General features: G+C 70.2%; 24 protein-coding genes and 1 tRNA gene. 13 read left to right on the top strand and 12 right to left on the bottom strand.

The window, feature by feature from the left end:
- Window positions 1-17 precede the first annotated feature (17 nt).
- Window positions 18-374 carry a hypothetical protein gene (locus tag F1721_RS15105; protein WP_150067285.1) on the top strand — a complete coding sequence of 119 codons (357 nt, stop codon included), beginning with the start codon at window positions 18-20 and terminating at the stop codon, window positions 372-374.
- 285 nt (window positions 375-659) lie between these two features.
- On the opposite strand, the gene F1721_RS15100 is transcribed toward F1721_RS15105, so the two are convergent.
- Both F1721_RS15100 and F1721_RS15090 read right to left on the bottom strand, forming a co-directional pair.
- Window positions 660-1,382, bottom strand: coding sequence for a MerR family transcriptional regulator (locus tag F1721_RS15100; RefSeq protein ID WP_246154929.1), 723 nt, complete (start codon window positions 1,380-1,382; stop codon window positions 660-662).
- A 276-nt stretch (window positions 1,383-1,658) separates the two neighbouring features.
- Entirely contained in the window at window positions 1,659-2,327 is a 669-nt protein-coding gene (locus tag F1721_RS15090; RefSeq protein WP_150067282.1) for an HAD family acid phosphatase, read from the bottom strand.
- A 639-nt stretch (window positions 2,328-2,966) separates the two neighbouring features.
- Here F1721_RS15090 and F1721_RS15085 point away from each other — a divergent pair.
- The 4 genes from F1721_RS15085 to F1721_RS15070 all read left to right on the top strand — a co-directional run bounded on the left by F1721_RS15085 (window position 2,967) and on the right by F1721_RS15070 (window position 5,210).
- Window positions 2,967-4,082: a WD40/YVTN/BNR-like repeat-containing protein gene (locus F1721_RS15085; protein ID WP_150067281.1), complete on the top strand. Its 1,116-nt coding sequence runs from the start codon at window positions 2,967-2,969 to the stop codon at window positions 4,080-4,082.
- A complete protein-coding gene (locus F1721_RS15080; RefSeq protein ID WP_150067280.1) occupies window positions 4,079-4,378 on the top strand; it encodes a MoaD/ThiS family protein in 300 nt (99 codons plus the stop codon). Before F1721_RS15085 ends, F1721_RS15080 begins: the two co-directional genes overlap by 4 nt.
- A 185-nt stretch (window positions 4,379-4,563) precedes the next feature.
- Entirely contained in the window at window positions 4,564-4,872 is a 309-nt protein-coding gene (locus F1721_RS15075) for a hypothetical protein (protein WP_150067279.1), read from the top strand.
- 59 nt (window positions 4,873-4,931) lie between these two features.
- A complete protein-coding gene (locus F1721_RS15070) occupies window positions 4,932-5,210 on the top strand; it encodes a hypothetical protein (protein WP_150067278.1) in 279 nt (92 codons plus the stop codon).
- A 104-nt stretch (window positions 5,211-5,314) separates the two neighbouring features.
- Here the strand turns inward: F1721_RS15070 and F1721_RS15065 are convergent, their stop codons facing one another.
- Together F1721_RS15065 and F1721_RS15060 are read right to left on the bottom strand one after the other, a co-directional pair.
- On the bottom strand, window positions 5,315-5,632 hold the full coding sequence (locus F1721_RS15065) for a hypothetical protein (protein ID WP_211840483.1): 318 nt from the start codon (window positions 5,630-5,632) through the stop codon (window positions 5,315-5,317).
- A 268-nt stretch (window positions 5,633-5,900) separates the two neighbouring features.
- A complete protein-coding gene (locus F1721_RS15060) occupies window positions 5,901-6,179 on the bottom strand; it encodes a hypothetical protein (RefSeq protein ID WP_150067277.1) in 279 nt (92 codons plus the stop codon).
- Window positions 6,180-6,628: 449 nt separating this feature from the next.
- Here F1721_RS15060 and F1721_RS15055 point away from each other — a divergent pair, with 449 nt between their 5' ends.
- Entirely contained in the window at window positions 6,629-7,027 is a 399-nt protein-coding gene (locus F1721_RS15055; protein WP_150067276.1) for a hypothetical protein, read from the top strand.
- Window positions 7,028-7,346: 319 nt separating this feature from the next.
- Here the strand turns inward: F1721_RS15055 and F1721_RS15050 are convergent, their stop codons facing one another.
- Complete coding sequence (locus F1721_RS15050; protein ID WP_150067275.1) at window positions 7,347-7,748, bottom strand: SSI family serine proteinase inhibitor; 402 nt, start codon at window positions 7,746-7,748, stop codon at window positions 7,347-7,349.
- A gap of 689 nt (window positions 7,749-8,437) precedes the next feature.
- Here F1721_RS15050 and F1721_RS15045 point away from each other — a divergent pair.
- On the top strand, window positions 8,438-8,716 hold the full coding sequence (locus F1721_RS15045) for a hypothetical protein (RefSeq protein WP_150067274.1): 279 nt from the start codon (window positions 8,438-8,440) through the stop codon (window positions 8,714-8,716).
- 107 nt (window positions 8,717-8,823) lie between these two features.
- Here the strand turns inward: F1721_RS15045 and F1721_RS15040 are convergent, their stop codons facing one another.
- The 6 genes from F1721_RS15040 to F1721_RS15015 form a co-directional block, all read right to left on the bottom strand.
- Entirely contained in the window at window positions 8,824-9,126 is a 303-nt protein-coding gene (locus tag F1721_RS15040) for a hypothetical protein (RefSeq protein WP_150067273.1), read from the bottom strand.
- A gap of 290 nt (window positions 9,127-9,416) precedes the next feature.
- Window positions 9,417-9,878, bottom strand: a complete 462-nt coding sequence (locus tag F1721_RS15035; RefSeq protein ID WP_170301487.1) for an RICIN domain-containing protein — start codon at window positions 9,876-9,878, stop codon at window positions 9,417-9,419.
- Window positions 9,879-10,163: 285 nt separating this feature from the next.
- Window positions 10,164-10,529 (bottom strand): hypothetical protein, encoded by a 366-nt coding sequence (locus tag F1721_RS15030; RefSeq protein WP_150067271.1) that lies wholly within the window; start codon window positions 10,527-10,529, stop codon window positions 10,164-10,166.
- A gap of 143 nt (window positions 10,530-10,672) precedes the next feature.
- Window positions 10,673-10,744, bottom strand: a tRNA-Val gene (locus tag F1721_RS15025).
- Window positions 10,745-10,815: 71 nt separating this feature from the next.
- The gene (locus F1721_RS15020) at window positions 10,816-11,124 is read right to left on the bottom strand and encodes an SH3 domain-containing protein (RefSeq protein ID WP_150067270.1); all 309 of its coding nucleotides are present in this window, start codon (window positions 11,122-11,124) and stop codon (window positions 10,816-10,818) included.
- A 193-nt stretch (window positions 11,125-11,317) separates the two neighbouring features.
- Window positions 11,318-12,538, bottom strand: coding sequence for an NADP-dependent isocitrate dehydrogenase (locus tag F1721_RS15015; protein WP_150067269.1), 1,221 nt, complete (start codon window positions 12,536-12,538; stop codon window positions 11,318-11,320).
- 206 nt (window positions 12,539-12,744) lie between these two features.
- Here F1721_RS15015 and F1721_RS15010 point away from each other — a divergent pair, with 206 nt between their 5' ends.
- From F1721_RS15010 to F1721_RS14990, 5 genes are all read left to right on the top strand, one after another.
- Window positions 12,745-13,572, top strand: coding sequence for a metal-dependent hydrolase (locus tag F1721_RS15010; protein WP_150067268.1), 828 nt, complete (start codon window positions 12,745-12,747; stop codon window positions 13,570-13,572).
- Between the two features lie 110 nt (window positions 13,573-13,682).
- Window positions 13,683-14,111 carry a hypothetical protein gene (locus tag F1721_RS15005; protein ID WP_150067267.1) on the top strand — a complete coding sequence of 143 codons (429 nt, stop codon included), beginning with the start codon at window positions 13,683-13,685 and terminating at the stop codon, window positions 14,109-14,111.
- Window positions 14,112-14,179: 68 nt separating this feature from the next.
- Window positions 14,180-14,380, top strand: a complete 201-nt coding sequence (locus F1721_RS15000; RefSeq protein ID WP_150067266.1) for a DUF1918 domain-containing protein — start codon at window positions 14,180-14,182, stop codon at window positions 14,378-14,380.
- Window positions 14,381-14,566: 186 nt separating this feature from the next.
- Window positions 14,567-15,601, top strand: coding sequence for a medium chain dehydrogenase/reductase family protein (locus tag F1721_RS14995; RefSeq protein WP_150067265.1), 1,035 nt, complete (start codon window positions 14,567-14,569; stop codon window positions 15,599-15,601).
- A gap of 115 nt (window positions 15,602-15,716) precedes the next feature.
- Window positions 15,717-16,547: a DUF4253 domain-containing protein gene (locus F1721_RS14990; RefSeq protein WP_246154928.1), complete on the top strand. Its 831-nt coding sequence runs from the start codon at window positions 15,717-15,719 to the stop codon at window positions 16,545-16,547.
- Between the two features lie 7 nt (window positions 16,548-16,554).
- Here F1721_RS14990 and F1721_RS14985 read toward each other — a convergent pair whose 3' ends face one another.
- Window positions 16,555-17,127, bottom strand: a complete 573-nt coding sequence (locus F1721_RS14985; RefSeq protein ID WP_150067263.1) for a helix-turn-helix domain-containing protein — start codon at window positions 17,125-17,127, stop codon at window positions 16,555-16,557.
- Window positions 17,128-17,316: 189 nt separating this feature from the next.
- Between F1721_RS14985 and F1721_RS14980 the strand changes: the two genes are divergently transcribed.
- Entirely contained in the window at window positions 17,317-18,024 is a 708-nt protein-coding gene (locus tag F1721_RS14980; protein ID WP_150067262.1) for a B3/B4 domain-containing protein, read from the top strand.
- Window positions 18,025-18,027: the final 3 nt, after the last annotated feature.

The raw sequence follows: 18,027 nt of genomic DNA, 5'->3' as shown, positions 1-18,027 counted from the left end.
CGGATATCGGTGGCGCCATGTACGACATTACGAACGGCCTGCAAGCACTGGTCGCGCGCGACTTCCAGTTCGCGCACCCGCGTGATGCCGACGGTGGGCTCGTCGCCGTGGTCGGCATCCGGGTGCACCGCGGTGTTTTCGACATCCTGCAGCTCTTCGGGGAGAACGACGCCGACGCGGCCCGGGTCCCCGGTGACGAACCGGACGTGCTGTTCCCGAACAAGGTGCTGTGGCGCACCAACGGTTCGGCGCGCGAGGTGATCAACGAGCTGCTGGCGCTGGGCGATCCCGCACCGGACATGGGATCACCGGCCGCTGGCTGCTGGATGCCGACCCACGCCGGTCGCTCGGCCTGGCTCGCGGCCTCCGCCTGATCCCGGCGGCGCCGCGCGCCACCCCCAGACCCCGCCCCGACCCCGGCGCCGACGTCCGCAGCGGACCTTGCCCCCGGCACCGGGAACCCCCGAAGAGATCGAGTTCCCGCGCTGCTCCGGCAGTGCGGGAACTCGGTCGGGGCGGCGACCGGCCCTCCGCGCGACTTCCCTCGAAGTTGCGGCGATCTGTCCACAGCAGTCGGCCCGTCGGGGCACGTCACCGCGATTTCCATTGAAATCGGACGTCTGATTTCCATTGAAATCGCATCCACCCGGGCCGGAACCTCAAGGGGCGTCACGGGGTTCGGGCTGCGCCCCGGTGGTGTAGGCGTGGAGGTGGCTGGCGGCTTCGAGCATCGCCGTGGCGCGGGTGGTCAGCTCCGCGCGGCGCTGGGCGATCGCCTCCCGGAGCGCCTCCCGGCTACCGGTGCGGCGCAGCTCGTCCAGGACGTGGCGGACCTGCGGCAGCGGGTAGCGCCCCTGCCGGAGCATGTGGATCATCTGCGCGTCCCGGACGTCCGACGCGCGGTAGCAGCGGTACCCGGTGCCCCGTTCCCGCTCCGGCGCCAGCAGCCCCTCGGATTCCCACACCCGCAGCGCCGAGGTGCGAACTCCCAGGTGCGCGGCCAGATCTCCGATCCGCATGTCCGCCTTCGGCGCCGGGTCCTGCTCGGCGACCGCCTCCAGCGCCGCCCCGATCTCGTCGAGGCTGCGCCGCTGCTCGTGCGCGGCCGCGTGCCCGGCGTCGATCAGCTCCAACGCCTTCGGGAGCTCGTCGGCGTGCACCGCGCGCATGATCGCCTGCGCGGTGTGGATGCCGAATCCCCGGACCAGCGCCCGATAGGTGAGCAGCGCCCGCAGGTGCCGGTCGTGGAAGCACCGGTATCCGGTCTCGGTGCGCTGCGCGGGCGGCAGCACCCCGGCGTCCAGGTAGTTGCGGACCTGCTGGGTGGAGATGCCCGCCGCTCGGGCCAGGTCGACCGGCCGCAGCCTCGCCTTCGGACTCACCACTCGAAGGTTATCCGACACCGCAGCCCTGCAGGGGTGTCGCCAGCTGCACCCCGAACCGGGGTCCGCACGTCATCGTCAGCGCGCTGATGAAGAGGACACTGTTCGCCGGGCTGGCCGCCGCGACACTGCTGACCGGCGGCTCACGGGCCTGCTGGCCGAGCGGGTCACCGGCCGCCCGGCGTCCGCGCAGGTGGCGGACCGGGTGATCCGACCGCTCGGGCTGCGGGACACCTGCTGGCCCGGCGTCGGGGACCGGACCCGCGCGGTACGCCGTCAGTCCACTTCGTACATCGGGTTGGGGAGCTTCACCGCTCGTTCGGCGTGGCCGCCGTCGAGGTCCGAGTTCTGGTCGCCGATGTTGAGGACGATCCGGTAGCCCTGGCGCTCGATGTCGGCTCGGGCTCCGCTCTTGTAGGGCACCACCGAGTCGTCGTGGTCGTCGGTCGGGCGCAGGTGGAGGGCGGTGGACTCCGGGTAGCCCTCCTCGCGCAGGTCCTGTTCGGTGGCCGCGCGCATCTCGGGGCTCTCGCGGCGGCCGGTGACGAAGAAGACCGCGACGCCGTGCGAGTCGGCGAAGCGCACCAGGTCGCGGGTCGCCTCGATCGCGGTGGGCTGCCGGGACAGCACGTAGTCGTCGAAGGCCGCCTTGTCGTAGCCGAAGTCGTGGTCCACCTCGTAGCCGTAGGTGGACAGGCTGGTCTCGTCGATGTCCAGCACGATCGCCGGGCGCTCCACGCCCTGCCGCAGGCGGTGGGCCAGGTACTGCCTGGCGTGCTCGTCGGCGCGGGCGATGTCGGCGTCCCAGCGGCCCGAATCGTGGTAGTCCACGATGGACTCCTTGAGGTCGGCCAGGTTCGGGAGCGGCTCGGCGCCCCGAGCCGTGGCGCAGCCGGAGACCAGCGCGCCCAGCAGGGCGATTGCGGCGAACGATCTGATGCGCACGTGCGAAACCTCCTGGACCCGTCGAGCCCCCCTGTGCGCCGGAGTTTCGCACGTCCGCCGGATTCGCGCGCGAATCCGGCGTTTTCACGCGAAACCGCCGCAATCCGCGCCTGGCGAGCGCACTTCGCCGCGATCAGCGGGGTGCCTGCCGCAGGCACGACCTGGGCCGGGGGTCCTCAGGTGCTGCATCACCGGATCGGCCGGATCCTCCACCGCGGCGACCTCGACCCCGTCGCCGAGCGGCTGCTCGAACCCCGGCTGGACGTTGACGGCGCACCGGGCCCAGGTCAGCGTCGAGCTCGGGAGGGGAGGCGCCCTGCCGGATCGCCTCGACGATCCGCTCGCAGAGCTCCGTCGCTGCGGACGCCTGGCCACCATGCCGAACCCGTCGTTGTTGTCAGACAACACAGGAGAGCCCCGAACCGCCCGTCGAATCCGGCACGCCTCACGTCGCCGTCGATCCGCGATCGACCTGTCTGACAAGGGCCGTTGGAGCAGCCCCGACCGATGAGAATTCGCGGCGCCGCCGGTCCACCTGGTCGGACTGGTCGCGCGAGATGGGGGTGAAGGGAGTAGACAGTACCCCCGAACGGTCGCCACCAGCCCAAACCCGCAGGCCTAGATTCCAGGGAGCACGCGATGAGCCGCGTCCGAGTACTCGTCGGCACCCGCAAGGGTGCGTTCATCCTGACCGCCGACGGCAAGCGGCGGGAGTGGGACATCAGCGGGCCGCACTTCGGCGGCTGGGAGACCTACCACCTCAAGGGCTCGCCCGCCGACCCCGACCGGCTCTACGCCGCGCCGTCGCTGGGCTGGTTCGGCCAGCAGATCCAGCGCTCCGACGACGGTGGCAGGACCTGGCAGCCGGTCGACAACCACTTCGCCTACGACGGCACGCCCGGCACCCACCAGTGGTACGACGGCACCCAGCAGCCGTGGAAGTTCAACCGGATCTGGCACCTCGAACCGTCCCCCGCCGACCCGGACACCGTGCACGCCGGGGCCGAGGACGCCGCCCTGTTCCGCACCACCGACGGCGGGCACAGCTGGCACGAGCTGCCCGGCCTGCGGCAGCACGGGTCGGCCTCCGGCTGGCAGCCCGGCGCGGGCGGCATGTGCCTGCACACGATCATCCAGGCGCCGGACGACGCGAACCGCTTCTACACCGCGATCTCCGCGGCCGGTGCCTTCCGCACCGATGACGGCGGCAAGACCTGGAAGCCGATCAACCACGGTCTGCGCTCGGAGGGCATCCCGGACCCGGACGCCGAGGTGGGCCACTGCGTGCACCGCATCGCCGTGCACCGAGAGCGCCCGGACGTGCTGTTCATGCAGAAGCACTGGGACGTGATGCGCAGCGACGACGCGGGCGAGTCCTGGTACGAGATCAGCGGTGACCTGCCCACGGACTTCGGCTTCCCTATCGACGTGCACGCGCACGAGCCGGACACCGTCTACGTGGTGCCGATCAAGAGCGACGAGCAGCACTACCCGCCGGAGGGGAAGCTGCGCGTCTACCGCAGCCGCAGCGGCGGCGGCGAGTGGGAGCCGCTGACCGAGGGACTGCCGCAAAGTCATTGCTACGTCAACGTTCTGCGCGATGCGATGGCGGTCGACTCGCTCGACGAGTGCGGCGTCTACTTCGGCACCACCGGGGGCCAGGTCTACGCCTCGGCCGATTCCGGCGACAGCTGGCGGCCGATCGTCCGCGACCTGCCCGCGGTCCTGTCCGTGGAGGTGCAGACGTTGCCATGATCCGCGTCCGAATCCCCAACCACCTGCGCACGCTGGCCGGGATCGCCGACCGCGAGGTCGTCCTGGACGTCGACGGCGAGCCGACGCAGCGCACGGTGCTCGACGCGCTGGAAGCGCAGTACCCGGCGCTGCGCGGCACCGTCCGCGACCGCGAGACCAAGCAGCGCCGCGCGTTCATCCGCTTCTTCGCCTGCGAGCAGGACCTCTCGCACGAGTCACCGGACGCCCCGCTCCCGGCCGAGGTCGCCGCCGGAAAGGAGCCGTACCTGATCGTCGGCGCCATGGCGGGAGGCTGACCCGTCCACGCACAGCGCGCCCAGGTAAACGAAAGTGTGGTCGGTCGGCACGCTTCGGCGTGTTGGTCGTGCGCCCGATCGCGCCGGTGGAAGGTTGACCGCGTCTCACGCGGCCGGGACCCGAAAATCCGGGTGCCGCAGCCGGTTTGACGAAAATTGCATTCAGTCAGATCGGAGTTTCCGAAGTGCGCACAACGATTCGTGTCCTCCTCGCCGGTGCGGCGGTCGCCGGGCTGTTCGCGATGGGCGCCAGCCCGGCGCTCGCGGCGAAGGACGACAAGAAGTCCGACGACGACTCCACGGTCACCGCGGCCGCCCAGGGCGGCAACGGCGGTCAGGGCGGCAACGGCGGGTTCGGCGTCAACGTCTGCCCGGCGATCGGCCTGCTGGCCAAGGGCGAAGCGTCGTGCGGCGCGGGCAACGGCGGCAGCGCCGACGGCGGTGACGCGGACGCCTACGCCGAGGACGACAGCCGGGACAGCGAGGAGGAATGAGCTCCCCAGCAGCTCATCTCAGGAAGATCCCCGACCCGGGGGTCTGGAACGGAGCAAGGGTGAACACCGCTTTCCGCCTGCTCGGCGGCGCCGCCGTGCTCGGTCTCGGCGTCATCGCTCCGAGCATCCTCATCGCTCCCGACGGGCTCGCCGAACCCTCCGCCGAGGCCGCGCGCGGTACCGCGGGCAGCCCGGGCGAGGAAGGTCGCGGCGCGAGCGTCTGCCGGTTGATCTCGTTCACCAACCCGATCACCGTGGAGTGCTCGGCCGGACCGAGCGGTTCGAGCGCGGACGGCGCCGAATCCGTCTCGGTCGAGGACGGCGACGAGGACGACTGATCCGCGCAGAACACGAGAACGGGTCGGCCCCCAGCAGGGGCCGACCCGTTCTCCTTGCGGGGACCGGGTACCGGCCAGTGCGAACCGGTACCCGGGCGCAGCGATCACTTGCTGCGCTTGTACACCCTGTCCTTGCTGTCGTCCTCGGCGTACGAGTCGGCGTCGCCGCCGTCGGCGCTGCCGCCGTTGCCCGCGCCGCACTCGGCCGAGGCCGGGGCCAGAACACCGATCGCGGGGCAGAAGTTGATGCCGAAGCCACCGTTGCCGCCGTGACCCCCAGCGCCGCCCTCGGACGCCGCGGTGACCGTGGAGTCGTCGTCGGACTCCTTGTCCTTCTTCGCCGCGAACGCCGGGGACGCACCCATGGCGAGCACTCCGGCCACGGAGAGACCGGCGAACAGGACACGCACAGTACTGCGCACTGCATGACTCCAATCGGATTGGGAACCAGTGCCGTCCGGCGGATCGAACCGCCCGGATCGGCGCGTGAACCCTCCCACCGGAGCGTGCGGAACCACCTCACCGACATGCGGCGCGCCACGCCGATCACCCGTAGGTGCGACCGGTTTTCCCCGTCATAGCAGGGAAAACCCGGAAACCTTCAGGAAAAGCGAAATGTGCCGACCTGCGCGGAGCAGGTCGGCACATTCGTCAGCTCGACGCTACGACGATGATCGCCGCAGGATCGCGTCAGTCGTTGCCCGCGACGGAGGAGGCGTCGCCACCGACACCGTTGCCGCCGTTACCGGCCGAAGCGTTCCCGCCGTCGCCGCTCGACAGGATGCTCAGACCGCTGAGCACGTTCACGCCCAGCCCACCGTTGCCGCCGGAGCCGTTGCCGCCGACAGCCTCGGACGAAGCGTTGTCGCCGTGGCCCTTCCCGTGACCGCTGGCGAACGCGGGCGAGCCGATGGCCAGCGCGGCGGCGCAGGCAGCGGTGACACCGATAAGACGAAGCGAAGTACGCATTCCTTTGACTCCCATCCATGATCCGATCATCACCGGGTCGGCAGTTTTCTCCCGGTTTTCCCGGGAGTTGGGGGGTGCGCCGACCGGCAGGACATACATTGCCACCGATTCCGGCCGCCCCGCATTTCCGGCCACCCCAAAGGGGATCACCCGCCACCCGGGCGGCCGAGCGATCACCCTGCGTCGTGCGATCTCTCGAATTTCCCGAGCGCGACTCAACTGATGAGATGAAGGATCTCGGCTGCCACCGCGGAGATCACGAAGTAAGATCCGCCCCCGATCACGAAACGATCAAGAACGGGAAACGGCGGAAATACGTCACCCGCAAGGACTTTCGGCGTCCCCCGGCGGGGTGCGCGCCGAGATCGACGGCTTCGCCGTGCGCATCGCACGGTCCCGCCCTAGCGTTCGTTACCGATCCGACCCGGACGTCCCGCAGGAGGCAGATCATGGGAATTCGCCGCGAGGCAGCGGTCTTGCTGGCCGCGCTGGGAGCGCTGGCCGCCAGCACCGCGACGGCTTGGGCCGCCGCACCACCGCTGCACGTCGAGGTGGGCGAGATCAAGTGCGTGAAACTCGACTCGCCCCTCATCCCGGAGAACCTGAAACCCGCTGCGATGCACCAGACCTACCCGACGGTGCAGCTGACGATGCGCAGCACGGCCAAGGACGACCAGCGGGTCGGCTACGCCGTCACCGTGGACGGCACCGTGCGCGCCGCGGGCGAGGTCACCGGCAGCGCGACGTCCAGCAGCGCGATCAGCATCGACAACAACAAGGCGTCCCGGCTCGTGGTCACCAGCGGCGGCGCTGTCGTCGTCGACCGGATCCTGACCGGTCGCTGCTGACCGACCGGAAGCGAGAATCGGGGAGCAGACCGCGGGTCTGCTCCCCGATTCTCGTTGTGACCGGCCGTTTTCCCTTGTCCACCTCCGAGCCCGTCCCGGCCCGGACGAGAGGTGGTGGCTCCACCGGCGGTGCCGGTGAAGCCACCTCGAACGCGGCGCAGGCAGTTCGCCGGGCCGAGTCGCGCCCAGAGCTCGAACCCGCCTTGGCTCCGAACCCGTGGAGTGCGCGAGGGGGGCCCACGGGACGGCGGCTTTCACGCCTCGTTCCTTGCCGTTCCGGCAAGACTGGAACTGCTCCGACGGCTGCGCGGGCCGCCGGTCAGAAGTCGAACAGCGCCCCGGTGCGGGCCTTGAGGGAGCACATGTTCGCCGCCGACAGCCGGAACTCCACCGGCTTGCCCCGCCAGTTTCCCTGCGCCTGCGCCTCGACGCCCCGGCGGTCCTTCGTGCAGTTGCTCGCGGTCCGCGCGTCCAGGCGCTGGAAGTTGCCGTCGACGAGCTGCAGCTGGTGGCACGCCGCGCCCGCCTGCGGGTGGTTCCCGCCGACCGGATCGCAGTTCAGGGTCACGGTCCTGGTCTGCCGGTTGGACTCGGTGATCGACAGCGTCACCGAGCTCTGCCCCGCGTTCTCGGACGCAGCCGCAGCGGCTCCGGGGACCAGCACTGCCACCGCGCACGCCACACCCGCTGCGGCCCGGCCGAGCAACCGAATTTCGGACATTTCGCGTCATCCTCCGTCCGAGCGGAATAGAAACCCCGTTCTTCTTCTACCGCACCGCCGACGATCGCTCCCGGCGAGCAAGGAATGATCACCGATCGGGCGGCCCCGAACAGGTAATCGCGACGCAACGCCGAGAACTGGCGCCGATTTCCGTGCCGCACGGGTAATCCCGGCGAACGACGGTCGACCCGATCCAGCGGTGGCCCGGACTTCCGGCGCGACGGCCGGTGATCAGAATTAACCCGATGGCGGCACCGACCGCCGGTATCCCACGGGATTCGCGCACCGGACCCGAGCGACCGCGAGGCCAGCGCAAATCGAATGCGAGCACCCTCCGCTGACCCACGGTGACGACGCGCTCCGCTGGCGCGGTGACCGAAATCCGATCGCCTTAATGCGGTGCGCCGAAATGGCGAGAGGCGGTCGCGGAGGGCCAACGCCGAACACCGGTCGGAGGTAATCAGCGCGAAATGACGCCTGGAATATTCACGCTCTCGATCACTGGAAGAGGTGAGAGCAGTTATTTCCGGGTTGCACCCGGATCGCGAGCCGCTAATGTTTTGAGCGGTCCCGCTGCCGGCGGGATTTCTCCAAATCCCCAACCAGGACCCGCGCGGTCGATGCCCCGGCATCGTCGCGCGGTTTTCCCCGCCACCATTCACGATTTCCGCAAGAAAGGTATTTCTGAGATGCGTTCTGTCAAGCGCGCCATTGTTGCCACCGCCCTCGGCCTGCCGATCATGCTCGGCGCCCCGGCCATGGCGCTCGCCCACGGCGGCTACAGCGACGACCAGCTCCAGAACCAGGACCAGGACGCCAGCACCGACCAGGCGAACTACAACGTTTCGCCGATCTACCAGTTCAGCGTGGGGAGCAACAGCGAGCAGAACGCGGTGAACTGGGTCGACCAGACCAACGCGAGCTCCACCGAGCAGAACGAAGGCGCGTACCAGAGCGACGAGGACTGAGCTCCACTGACCGCCACTGAGTCAGCACAGTGGTAATAACTGCTTGGCCCGGCTGCGCAGAGCACCGGGCCAAGCAGTTCTTTGTGCACGGAAACAGCAGCCGCGGCTCAGGCCTCGTCCTGCACCGCGGCTTCGTCCTGCTCGGTGTCGTTGGTGTTGCTCTGCTGCGTCCAGGCCAGCGCGTTCTGCTCGCCCTTGCCGTTGTTGATCTGGGTGATCGGCGAGACGTTGATGTTGTTCTGGACGGTGTGGTTCTGCGCGTCCTGCGACTGCACCTGCTTCAGGATTTCCGACGCCTTCGGCGGCCGGACCGGTCCCCTGCCGTCAGCGGCCAGCGCCGGGCTCGCAGCCCCCAGCAGCAGTGGCAGCCCCAGAACCGCCGCGGCGACCACGCGCTTAGCAGTACGCATCGAGTGCTTCCCTTCATTCGCAATGCACTTCAGATTTCCCGGAACGGCACCGGTAGGAATATGCCAACAGAATTCCGGGCGCCCGAACGGAGAAAGCGGGCAGCAGGAACCTACCGGGGAACACCGCCGCCGATCCGGCAGCGACACCGCTGATCACTCCAACCGGTGAGCGCATTCGCCGAGCTGCGGAGTGCACGCACGACGAAGCCCGCTGGTCCGGCACGACCGCACCGGACCAGCGGGCTCCAGAGCCGATTCGGGGCGGAAATCGGGAGCGCCCCGGGTACTTCTCAGTAGTTCAGGCGGAACACCGCGTTGGGGGTGTCGTTCGAGTCGAACGGCCGGACCCCCAGCACGAGCGGGGTGTTGCGGTACTGGTCGGTGCCGGCGACGACCGCCAGCCGCGAGTCGGACGCCGGCGTGATGACGTAGCCGTCCCAGCGCGGGGTCAGGCTCCACTTCTGGTTCTGGTCCCAGGTGTTGCAGGGAGCCGTGAAGATCTGAGCGTTGGGCTCGATCATGGTCTCCGCGCACTGCCCGGTCACCGCGTTCCGGATGGTGACCGTGCCGTCCTGCTGCCGGTCCACGTTCCACCGGGCGCGCGGACCCTGCGCGGTGGTGCTCTCGACAGCCGAGAACTCGCCCTGGACGGACCAGTGCGCCCCGTTCGCGACGTTGGTGATTTCCGTGGAGTAACCCCACTCGGCTTGCGCCGAGGCGGGCAGAGCGGGTGCCATCGCGAGCGTAGCCATGGCACCAAGAGCACCCAGCATCCAGCGAGCGCGCATCATAACTACTCCTCCATGCAAGGAAATTTCGGATGTGGACGGCTTGTCTCGGTCGTCCGGTTAGATCTCTACCAGCGACGACGGGAAATCTCGCATCGAGTCATCACAACGTGTGGTTGCCGCGCACAACCAGTAACGGCGGGGAGATCGACGCAGATAACCGTCCGAATTGGACTGAGCCAATGCCCTTGCGGCGCAACAAGAATATGACTCTCATTCGGGATGCACGACCACCGGAACCCGGTCGGGTCACAGGTCCGGGAGCGGGTCCGGCGGGAAGTCCCGCGGTGACGCGATCTCCGCATCGGCGGCGTTGACCACCGCGACGTACTCCTCGTCGATCTCGTAGTCGATCCCGTCCAGCCGGAAGTACGGGGTGGACTGCACGTCCACCGGGCCCAGGACGGTGCCGCGGGGCAGCCGCGCGAGGACCGACTTCGGCCGCCGCCTGGACCAGAAGCCCGTCGACAGCACGGTGATCGCCTTGCGGCTCACCACGACCAGCACGCTCGGCCGCACGCTCATCAGAACGTCGGCGGGGAAGACGTACCTGATCTCGTCGTCCTCGTCGAGGAACGACCGGATCCGCTCGCGCACGGCCGAGGGGACGGGCATGGCCGGAGATTACCAACTCCCGGGGACGCGGGAGCCGAGTTCGGGCGGCCGGCGGCCGGGGGACGTGTTCGTCCACTTCGGATCGGAGGTGTTCCGGAACGCGAGAACCCCGGCCGCACGTCGGCCGGGGTTCTGATCTGCGGTGCGCGATACTGGGATTGAACCAGTGACCTCTACCGTGTCAAGGTAGCGCTCTCCCACTGAGCTAATCGCGCGGGGCGGTGTCGTCCGCGTGCCCTAGAGCTTAACGGAGCCCTGATCGCGGCTTCGCACCACCCCCGGGTTCTCAGGGGGCGCAGGTGCTGCCCGGCGTCGGCAGCAGGAACTGCTGGGCCGCCCAGCGGCCGCCGCCGAGGTCGCGGAAGCCGTCCACGACGTTCGGCAGGGCGCTCACCTGCTCGCCCTGGCGCAGGGCGTCGACCTTGCGCTCCGCGGCGGCGGGCCCGGAGCGGACGTTGAGCACGTCCGCGGCGACGTGGAAGGTGCAGGACTCGGGAGCTCCGGGGGCGCCACCCACCTGGTGGGCACCCAGCAGGTAGAGGGCGCCGATCGCACCGGCACCGACGAGCAGCAGCGAACGAGGCACGAAGAACACAGCGGACCTCCTGGTCGGGCACGACACCTCAGGTGTAGGCCGGGTCCCGGACCGGCGACACCGGAGGCACCCGACGGCACGCCCCGTTCAGCACCCCGGGTGTCGCCCACCAGTGCCCGTGCGCGCGGAGTAGCCCGGAAGTGCAGAACGCCGCCCCCGGTGCGGGAGCGGCGTTCGCGGCTGCGGCGGAAGATCAGCTGTTGGCCATCTTCTTCTGCAGGTTCTCGTCCAGCGTCGCGAGGAACTCCTCGGTGGTCTGGAACTGCTGGTCGCCGCCGACGAGCAGCGCCAGGTCCTTGGTCATCTTGCCGCTCTCGACGGTCTCGATGACGACCTTCTCCAGGGTGTCCGCGAAGCCCACGACCTCCGGGGTGGAGTCCAGCTTGCCGCGGTGCTGCAGGCCGCGGGTCCAGGCGAAGATCGACGCGATCGGGTTGGTCGAGGTCGGCTTGCCCTGCTGGTGCTGGCGGTAGTGGCGGGTGACCGTGCCGTGCGCGGCCTCGGCCTCCACCTTGCCGTCCGCGGTCATCAGCACCGAGGTCATCAGGCCCAGCGAGCCGAAGCCCTGCGCCACGGTGTCGGACTGGACGTCACCGTCGTAGTTCTTGCAGGCCCAGACGTAGCCGCCCTCCCACTTCAGGGCGCTGGCGACCATGTCGTCGATCAGCCGGTGCTCGTAGGTGATGCCCTTGGCGTCGAACTCGGCCTTGTACTCGTTGTCGAAGATCTCCTGGAACACGTCCTTGAACATGCCGTCGTAGGCCTTCAGGATCGTGTTCTTGGTCGACATGTAGACCGGGAAGTTGCGCTCCAGGCCGTAGCGGAACGACGCGCGGGCGAACTCCTCGATGGACTTGCGGTAGTTGTACATGCCCATCGCGACGCCGCCGTCCTCGCCGAACTTCGCGACCTCGAACTCGATCGGCTCGCTGCCGTCCTCCGGCGTGTAGGTCATCGTGACGGTGCCCGGGCCGGGGACCTTGAAGTCGCTGGCCTTGTACTGGTCACCGTGCGCGTGACGACCGATGACGATCGGCTTGGTCCAGGTCGGGACGTAGCGCGGGATGTTGGAGATGACGATCGGCTCGCGGAAGATGACGCCGCCGAGGATGTTGCGGATCGTCCCGTTCGGGCTCCGCCACATCTTCTTCAGGCCGAACTCCTCCACCCGGGCCTCGTCCGGGGTGATGGTGGCGCACTTGACGCCGACGCCGTGCTTGGCGATCGCGTTCGCGGCGTCCACGGTGACCTGGTCGTCGGTCGCGTCCCGGTGCTCGATGCCGAGGTCGTAGTAGTCGAGGTTGATGTCCAGGTAGGGGTGGATCAGCTTGTCCTTGATGAAGGACCAGATGATCCGGGTCATCTCATCGCCGTCGAGCTCGGCTACGGTGCCCTGGACCTTGATCTTGCTCATGTGGCGGGGTGCTCCTCTCGCGAGAATGCAAGCGGTACAAGCGTACTGCTATCGGGTTCGATTGTGCCTCCTACCCTGCACCGACCACCACCCGCAGCAGCGCGCGATGCGCCACTGTTCGGCGCGTCGATCTCCTGTCGTGATCTTCTTCTAGGCTCGACCAGACGCAGGCGATCACGTGATCGGGCGATCTTGGAGGGGGCCCAGTGGCGACCGGACCGACGCACGCGATGAGCGGCTTGGCCGCGTGGGCGGCCGTGACCGCTCTCGCCGACACGCACGCGCTGGGGCAATTGTCCCCGAAGACCTGGGTGGTCGGGGCCACGCTGGCCTCCGGGGCGGCGCTGCTGCCCGACATCGACCACCCCAAGTCGACCGTGGCCAGCACGTTCGGCGCCGTGTCGCGCGGCGCGTCGGCCGGGATCAGCGGCTTCAGCGGGTTCCTCTACCGCCTCACCCGCACCAAGCGCGACAGCGACCGCGAGGGCACCCACCGCGGCTTCACGCACACCGTGATCTTCGCGGTGCTCGCCGGGCTGATCACCACGGCCATCGTGCAGACCAGCGAGAGCACCGCGCTGGGCATCCTGATGTTCTTCTTCGCCGGCCTCGCGGTCCGCGGCATCATGCACACCTGGTCATCCAGCTCGGACGCGATCCTCATCACGGTGGCATCGCTGCTGCTCACCGTGGCCTGCTGGGCGTGGGCGGGCGACCAGCCGACCAACGCGGCGGCGTTCGGGGTGGCGGTGATGATCGGCTGCATCGCGCACTTCATCGGCGACGCGATCACCGAGCAGGGCTGCCCGATGCTGTGGCCGATCCCGCTGGGCGGCAAGACCTGGTACCCGGTGGCCCCGCCGAGGGCGATGCGGATGCGCACCGGCGGCAAGGTGGAGATGGCCCTGGTCGGGCCCGGCCTGACCATCGCCGCCGTGGCGCTGAGCGCGGTGGTCCTCTACCGGATCGGCGCGGCTCCGTGGCTGGCCCAGCTCGACCTGCCGCCGGAGATCATGGCCTGGATCAACCCGTGATCGATCCTGGACCAGCTCGGATACGACATTTCACCCATCGGGGGACCGGGGGCCGATAGGGTACAAGAGCGGCACCACCCCCCGGTGCCGCTCGGAGCCCCGGAGGGAAGATGCGAGCTCGAAAGAAGTTCGTGGCAGTGGCGCTGTCGCTGCCGGTGCTGGTCGGCCTGGCGGCGTGCGGCCAGGTGCAGGAGGCCCAGCAGGGCCTGGAGAACGCCAACGAACGGCTCCAGGAGGCGCAGGGCGACCTCGACACCGCGTCCGCCTGCCTGGAGGCGCTCAACGTCGCGAGCTTCATGCCCAACTTCGCCGATCCGGAGCAGGCCAAGGCCGACGCGCAGGCCAAGGTCGACGAGCTCCGGACCCTCGCCGACAAGACCGCGGACCAGACGCTGCGGCAGAACCTGCTCGACGTGCAGCAGTCGGTGCAGCGGGTGGCCGACGGCCAGGTCGACATGGACACCAGCATCGAGTGGACCTCCAGCCAGCTGGAGAAGTACCAGCAGGTGGCCACCACCTGCTCGAAGGTCGGCGGCTGAGCCCGGCGCCGCACCCGATGCGGAATGTGGCCCCGGTCACTTAGTCTGGGGCCGCGGAGGTGATGGGCATGAAGGCAGCCGTGGGTGACCAACTGCACGTGCACAGCAAGCACGTCGACGAGGCCGATCAGATCGCCGAGATCCTCGAGGTTCGCGGCCAGGACGGGGCTCCCCCGTACTACGTGCGCTTCAAGGACGGGCACGAGAGCCTGGTGTACCCGGGCGGCGATTGCGAGATCGAGGCCCACGTGCCCCGCCAGGGGCACTGACCCGCTGCGACCGCGGCGGCCGGTGCGGCTCCGACCCCGGACCGGCCGCAGTCCCCGAGAACTCCGCGGCCGGATCCGGCCAACTGCGCATCCCGGCCGCTGGCGCACCGGTACAGTGCGATCTTCGCGGTACCCGCGCGTCGCGGCGATCCGCTCGCGACGGCTCGACTGCCAGCGGAGGTCCTCATGACGGTGCCGAGCAGCGGCATCGAGGTCGTGTTCACCGGGCTGGGCGGCACCGAGGTCGTCGCCACCCGCACCAGCTCCCCCCACCCGCCCCGCCCGCACCGCGTGCTGGTGCGCACCGAAGCCGCCGGGGTCGCCTTCGCCGAGGTCCAGATGCTGCGCGGCCGCTACCCGGCGCAGCCGCGGAACCCGTTCGTGCCCGGCTACGACCTGGTCGGCGAGATCGTGGCGGTCGGCCCGGAGGTGTCCGGGTGGCGCGTCGGGCAGCGGGTCGCGGCGCTGCCGGTCACCGGTGCGTGGGCCGAGCACGTCGAGCTCCGCGACCGGGACCTCGTCGCGGCGCCGGAGGAGCTCGACGCCGCCGACGCGGTCGCGGTGGTGCTCAACGGGGTCACCGCCCGGCAGCTGCTGCGCGCCGGGAACGTCCGCAGTGGACAGACGGTGCTGGCGCACGGGGTCGGCGGCGGGGTCGGCATCCTGCTCGCGCAGCTCGCGGTGGCCGCCGGGCTGCGGGTGATCGGGACGGCGTCCGCGCACCGGCACGCCGCGCTCGCCGACCTCGGCATGGAGCTGATCGACCACCGCACCTCCGACGTCCGCAGCCGGGTCGCCGAGCTCGCGCCCGGTGGCGTGGACGCGATCTTCGACCCGCTCGGCCCGACGAGCCTGGACGAGTCGTGGCGGATGCTCGCGCCCGGCGGCAGCCTGATCTCCTACGGCAGCGCGCGGACCCTGCACGACCCCGGCCCCTGGTGGGCGCCCTACCTGAAGATCGCCGGGCGGATCGGCCGGTGGGAGCTGCTGCGGCTGCTCGGCCGCACCGGCGGTCGGCGGGCGCGGCTGTACTACGTCAAGTCCGACGAGCAGTTCCGCGCGGACCTGGCCGAGCTGTTCCGGATGGTCGGCAGCGGACGCCTGCGACCGCGGATCGCCGGCCGGTTCCCGCTGGAATCCGCCGCGCAGGCGCTGGACCTGCACATCTCCGGCCGGGAGACCGGACGGGTCGTGCTGGTCCCGGGGCTTTCCGCCGAGTAGGTCCCTTCCGGGCGAAACCGGCACCCGTCGCGGCGACTTCGCGCCACGCGCCGGGTGGCCGCAGGCAGGCTCTAAGGTGGTCGCGATGAGGGGCGTCTGGCTAGGAGGCGGTGAAGTGTTGCAAGACGACCGGGAGGCGGGGGCACCGGCCGATCTGTCCGCGGTCTTCGGCACCGGGGTGTCGACACCGCTGCCGCCCGGCGAAATCCTCACCGAGCAGACGGCGCTCTCCGACGACCCCGCGCCGCTGTGCTGGATCAGCGACGAGCCCCCGGCGCCGCAGCTGGTCGCCGCGCTGCGCGCGGAGCACCGGCAGAGCGGCCTGTGGCCGCTGCTGCTGTGCGACAACGACGAGGTCTACGGCGAGCGCTGCACCGTCGGCGTCGTGCCGCCGGAACCGCTGGAGCACATCGACCGGTGGCGGGTGGTCGACGTGATGGCCCGGATCTGGGACGGCCTGGTGCAGGCCGACGACGACCTCGGCCCGGCCTACGACCTGGAGGTCCTGGCGCCGTTCGACTACCACTGCCCCGGCCCCGCGCGCGGCGGGAACCTGCTGGCGGACCCGGACATCCTGGCCAATCAGCAGCTGCCGAAGTTCATCGACGACGACACCCGCCTGGCGCTGATCCCGGTGCGCCGCGGTGCGGACGTGCTGACCGTGCTGGGCTGGTCCGGGGCGGCCAACCACGTGTCGCGCACGGCGGGGCTCTCGGCGATGGCGCGCAGCTGGGAGGAGCGCTTCGGCGTCCGGCTGCTGCGCCTCGGACCGGACCGCCTCGACCTCAGCGTCGCCGCCCCGCCGCAGGACGCGGACCACGCGGCCGCGGTGGCGGCGGAGCACTGGACCTTCTGCCCGGACCGGATCCTGCAGGAGACCGGCACCATCGAGGCCTACGCCCAGGAGATCCGCGGTCGCCGCACCTGGTCCTTCTGGTGGGAGTGACGGCGGTTCAGGGCCCGGACGGCAGCTGGACGGTCATGATCAGGTGGCAGGTCCCGGTCCCCGAACCCCGGTAGGCGTGCGGGGCGTCGCCGCCGAACGTGGCGGTCTGCCCGGCTTCGACGGGGTGCTCGGCGCCGTCGACGACCAGGACCATCCGGCCGGAGATGACGGTGACGGTCTCCACGACACCGGCCTGGTGCGGGTTGCTGTGGTACTCCTCGCCCGGGGCCAGCTGCCAGCGCCAGACCTCCACGGGGGCTGGTCCTGAAGTGGTCAGCACGAGCCGCGCCTCGCCGCCCCGCTCGCCCGTCCACAGCGGTGCGACGTCGGCGGCGGCCACGACGCGGACGCGGTCTTCGGTCGGCCCCTGCACCAGGTCGGACACCGAGATCCCGAGGGTGTCGGCGAGCCGGACCAGGGTGGCCAGGTTGGGGTTGCCCTGGGCCTTCTCCAGCCCGACCAGAGCGCCCTTGCTGACCTGCGCGCGCCTGCTCAGCTCGTCCAGGGACAGCCCGGCGCGCGCCCGAGCCGCGCGGACGTTCTGCGCGACCGCCCGCAGGGCCGCAGCCGCCTCGGCCATCCGATCACCCTCCTCGCAGCGTTGACCGCTCGAATGCACCGTCCGGTCGCTCGGTTGAACCCGACGGTCGGACTGGTGTACCGTTCGGTCATTCCGCTGAATTGTAGCCGCGCCCGGCGCTCGCCGGACCGGGTGCCGCAGCCGTCAGCGCCGGAAGTCCTGATCCCGCAAGCAAGAACGGAACCGCCCATGACCGCCTTCCGCCTCGCACCCGCCGTCGCGGACGCCTTCTCGGACACCCGCATCGCCCTGGTCACCGCCACCGGCCTGCGCGGCGGCGAACCCTGGCCGGGCACCGCCGAGGCGCTGGCCGAGCTGGAGGGCGAGCTCGCCGACGGGACCTGGTCCCCCGCCGACGAGACCGATCCCCGCATCGAGGCCTGGCACACCGCCTACCGCTCCTTCGGCACCAACCCGCGCCGCACCCGCCCCAGCGTCGACGCTCTCGGCCGCCGCCTGGCCAAGCGGGGAGCGCTGCCGCGCATCAACCCGGCCGTCGACTCCTACAACGCCGTCTCCGTCCGCCACGGCCTCCCGGCCGGTGCCTTCGACCTCGACCACGTCGTGGGCGACGTGGTCATCCGCCACGCGGACGGCACCGAGTCCTTCACCCCGCTCGGCGAGCCCGACACCACCGAGAACCCGAAGCCCGGCGAGATCATCTACGCGGACACCCGCGGCGTCCTGACCCGCCACTGGAACCACCGCGACGCCCACCGCACCCGCGTCACCGAGGACTCCACCCGCGTGGTCTTCGTCCTCGAAACGCTCCACGCCACCCGCGACGGCCACCTGCTCGACGCGGCGGCGGACGAACTGCGGAACCTGCTCACCCCGCACACCGAGCGGATCTCCGTCCACCACCTGACCCCGGCGAACCCCGAAGCCGCGGGCTGAGCG

The sequence above is a fragment of the Saccharopolyspora hirsuta genome (genome assembly GCF_008630535.1).
Classification (GTDB): Bacteria; Actinomycetota; Actinomycetes; order Mycobacteriales; family Pseudonocardiaceae; genus Saccharopolyspora; species Saccharopolyspora hirsuta.
This window is presented reverse-complemented; position numbering and strand designations above follow the sequence as displayed.

What these genes read in the sequence shown, in the direction of transcription:
- F1721_RS15105 (WP_150067285.1), top strand. Translation starts at nt 18, where the DNA reads ATGTACGACATTACGAACGGCCTGCAAGCACTGGTCGCGCGCGACTTC.
- F1721_RS15085 (WP_150067281.1), top strand. Translation starts at nt 2,967, where the DNA reads ATGAGCCGCGTCCGAGTACTCGTCGGCACCCGCAAGGGTGCGTTCATC.
- F1721_RS15080 (WP_150067280.1), top strand. Translation starts at nt 4,079, where the DNA reads ATGATCCGCGTCCGAATCCCCAACCACCTGCGCACGCTGGCCGGGATC.
- F1721_RS15060 (WP_150067277.1), bottom strand. Translation starts at nt 6,179, where the DNA reads ATGCGTACTTCGCTTCGTCTTATCGGTGTCACCGCTGCCTGCGCCGCC.
- F1721_RS15055 (WP_150067276.1), top strand. Translation starts at nt 6,629, where the DNA reads ATGGGAATTCGCCGCGAGGCAGCGGTCTTGCTGGCCGCGCTGGGAGCG.
- F1721_RS15050 (WP_150067275.1), bottom strand. Translation starts at nt 7,748, where the DNA reads ATGTCCGAAATTCGGTTGCTCGGCCGGGCCGCAGCGGGTGTGGCGTGC.
- F1721_RS15045 (WP_150067274.1), top strand. Translation starts at nt 8,438, where the DNA reads ATGCGTTCTGTCAAGCGCGCCATTGTTGCCACCGCCCTCGGCCTGCCG.
- F1721_RS15040 (WP_150067273.1), bottom strand. Translation starts at nt 9,126, where the DNA reads ATGCGTACTGCTAAGCGCGTGGTCGCCGCGGCGGTTCTGGGGCTGCCA.
- F1721_RS15035 (WP_170301487.1), bottom strand. Translation starts at nt 9,878, where the DNA reads ATGGCTACGCTCGCGATGGCACCCGCTCTGCCCGCCTCGGCGCAAGCC.
- F1721_RS15030 (WP_150067271.1), bottom strand. Translation starts at nt 10,529, where the DNA reads ATGCCCGTCCCCTCGGCCGTGCGCGAGCGGATCCGGTCGTTCCTCGAC.
- F1721_RS15015 (WP_150067269.1), bottom strand. Translation starts at nt 12,538, where the DNA reads ATGAGCAAGATCAAGGTCCAGGGCACCGTAGCCGAGCTCGACGGCGAT.
- F1721_RS15005 (WP_150067267.1), top strand. Translation starts at nt 13,683, where the DNA reads ATGCGAGCTCGAAAGAAGTTCGTGGCAGTGGCGCTGTCGCTGCCGGTG.
- F1721_RS15000 (WP_150067266.1), top strand. Translation starts at nt 14,180, where the DNA reads ATGAAGGCAGCCGTGGGTGACCAACTGCACGTGCACAGCAAGCACGTC.
- F1721_RS14995 (WP_150067265.1), top strand. Translation starts at nt 14,567, where the DNA reads ATGACGGTGCCGAGCAGCGGCATCGAGGTCGTGTTCACCGGGCTGGGC.
- F1721_RS14985 (WP_150067263.1), bottom strand. Translation starts at nt 17,127, where the DNA reads ATGGCCGAGGCGGCTGCGGCCCTGCGGGCGGTCGCGCAGAACGTCCGC.
- F1721_RS14980 (WP_150067262.1), top strand. Translation starts at nt 17,317, where the DNA reads ATGACCGCCTTCCGCCTCGCACCCGCCGTCGCGGACGCCTTCTCGGAC.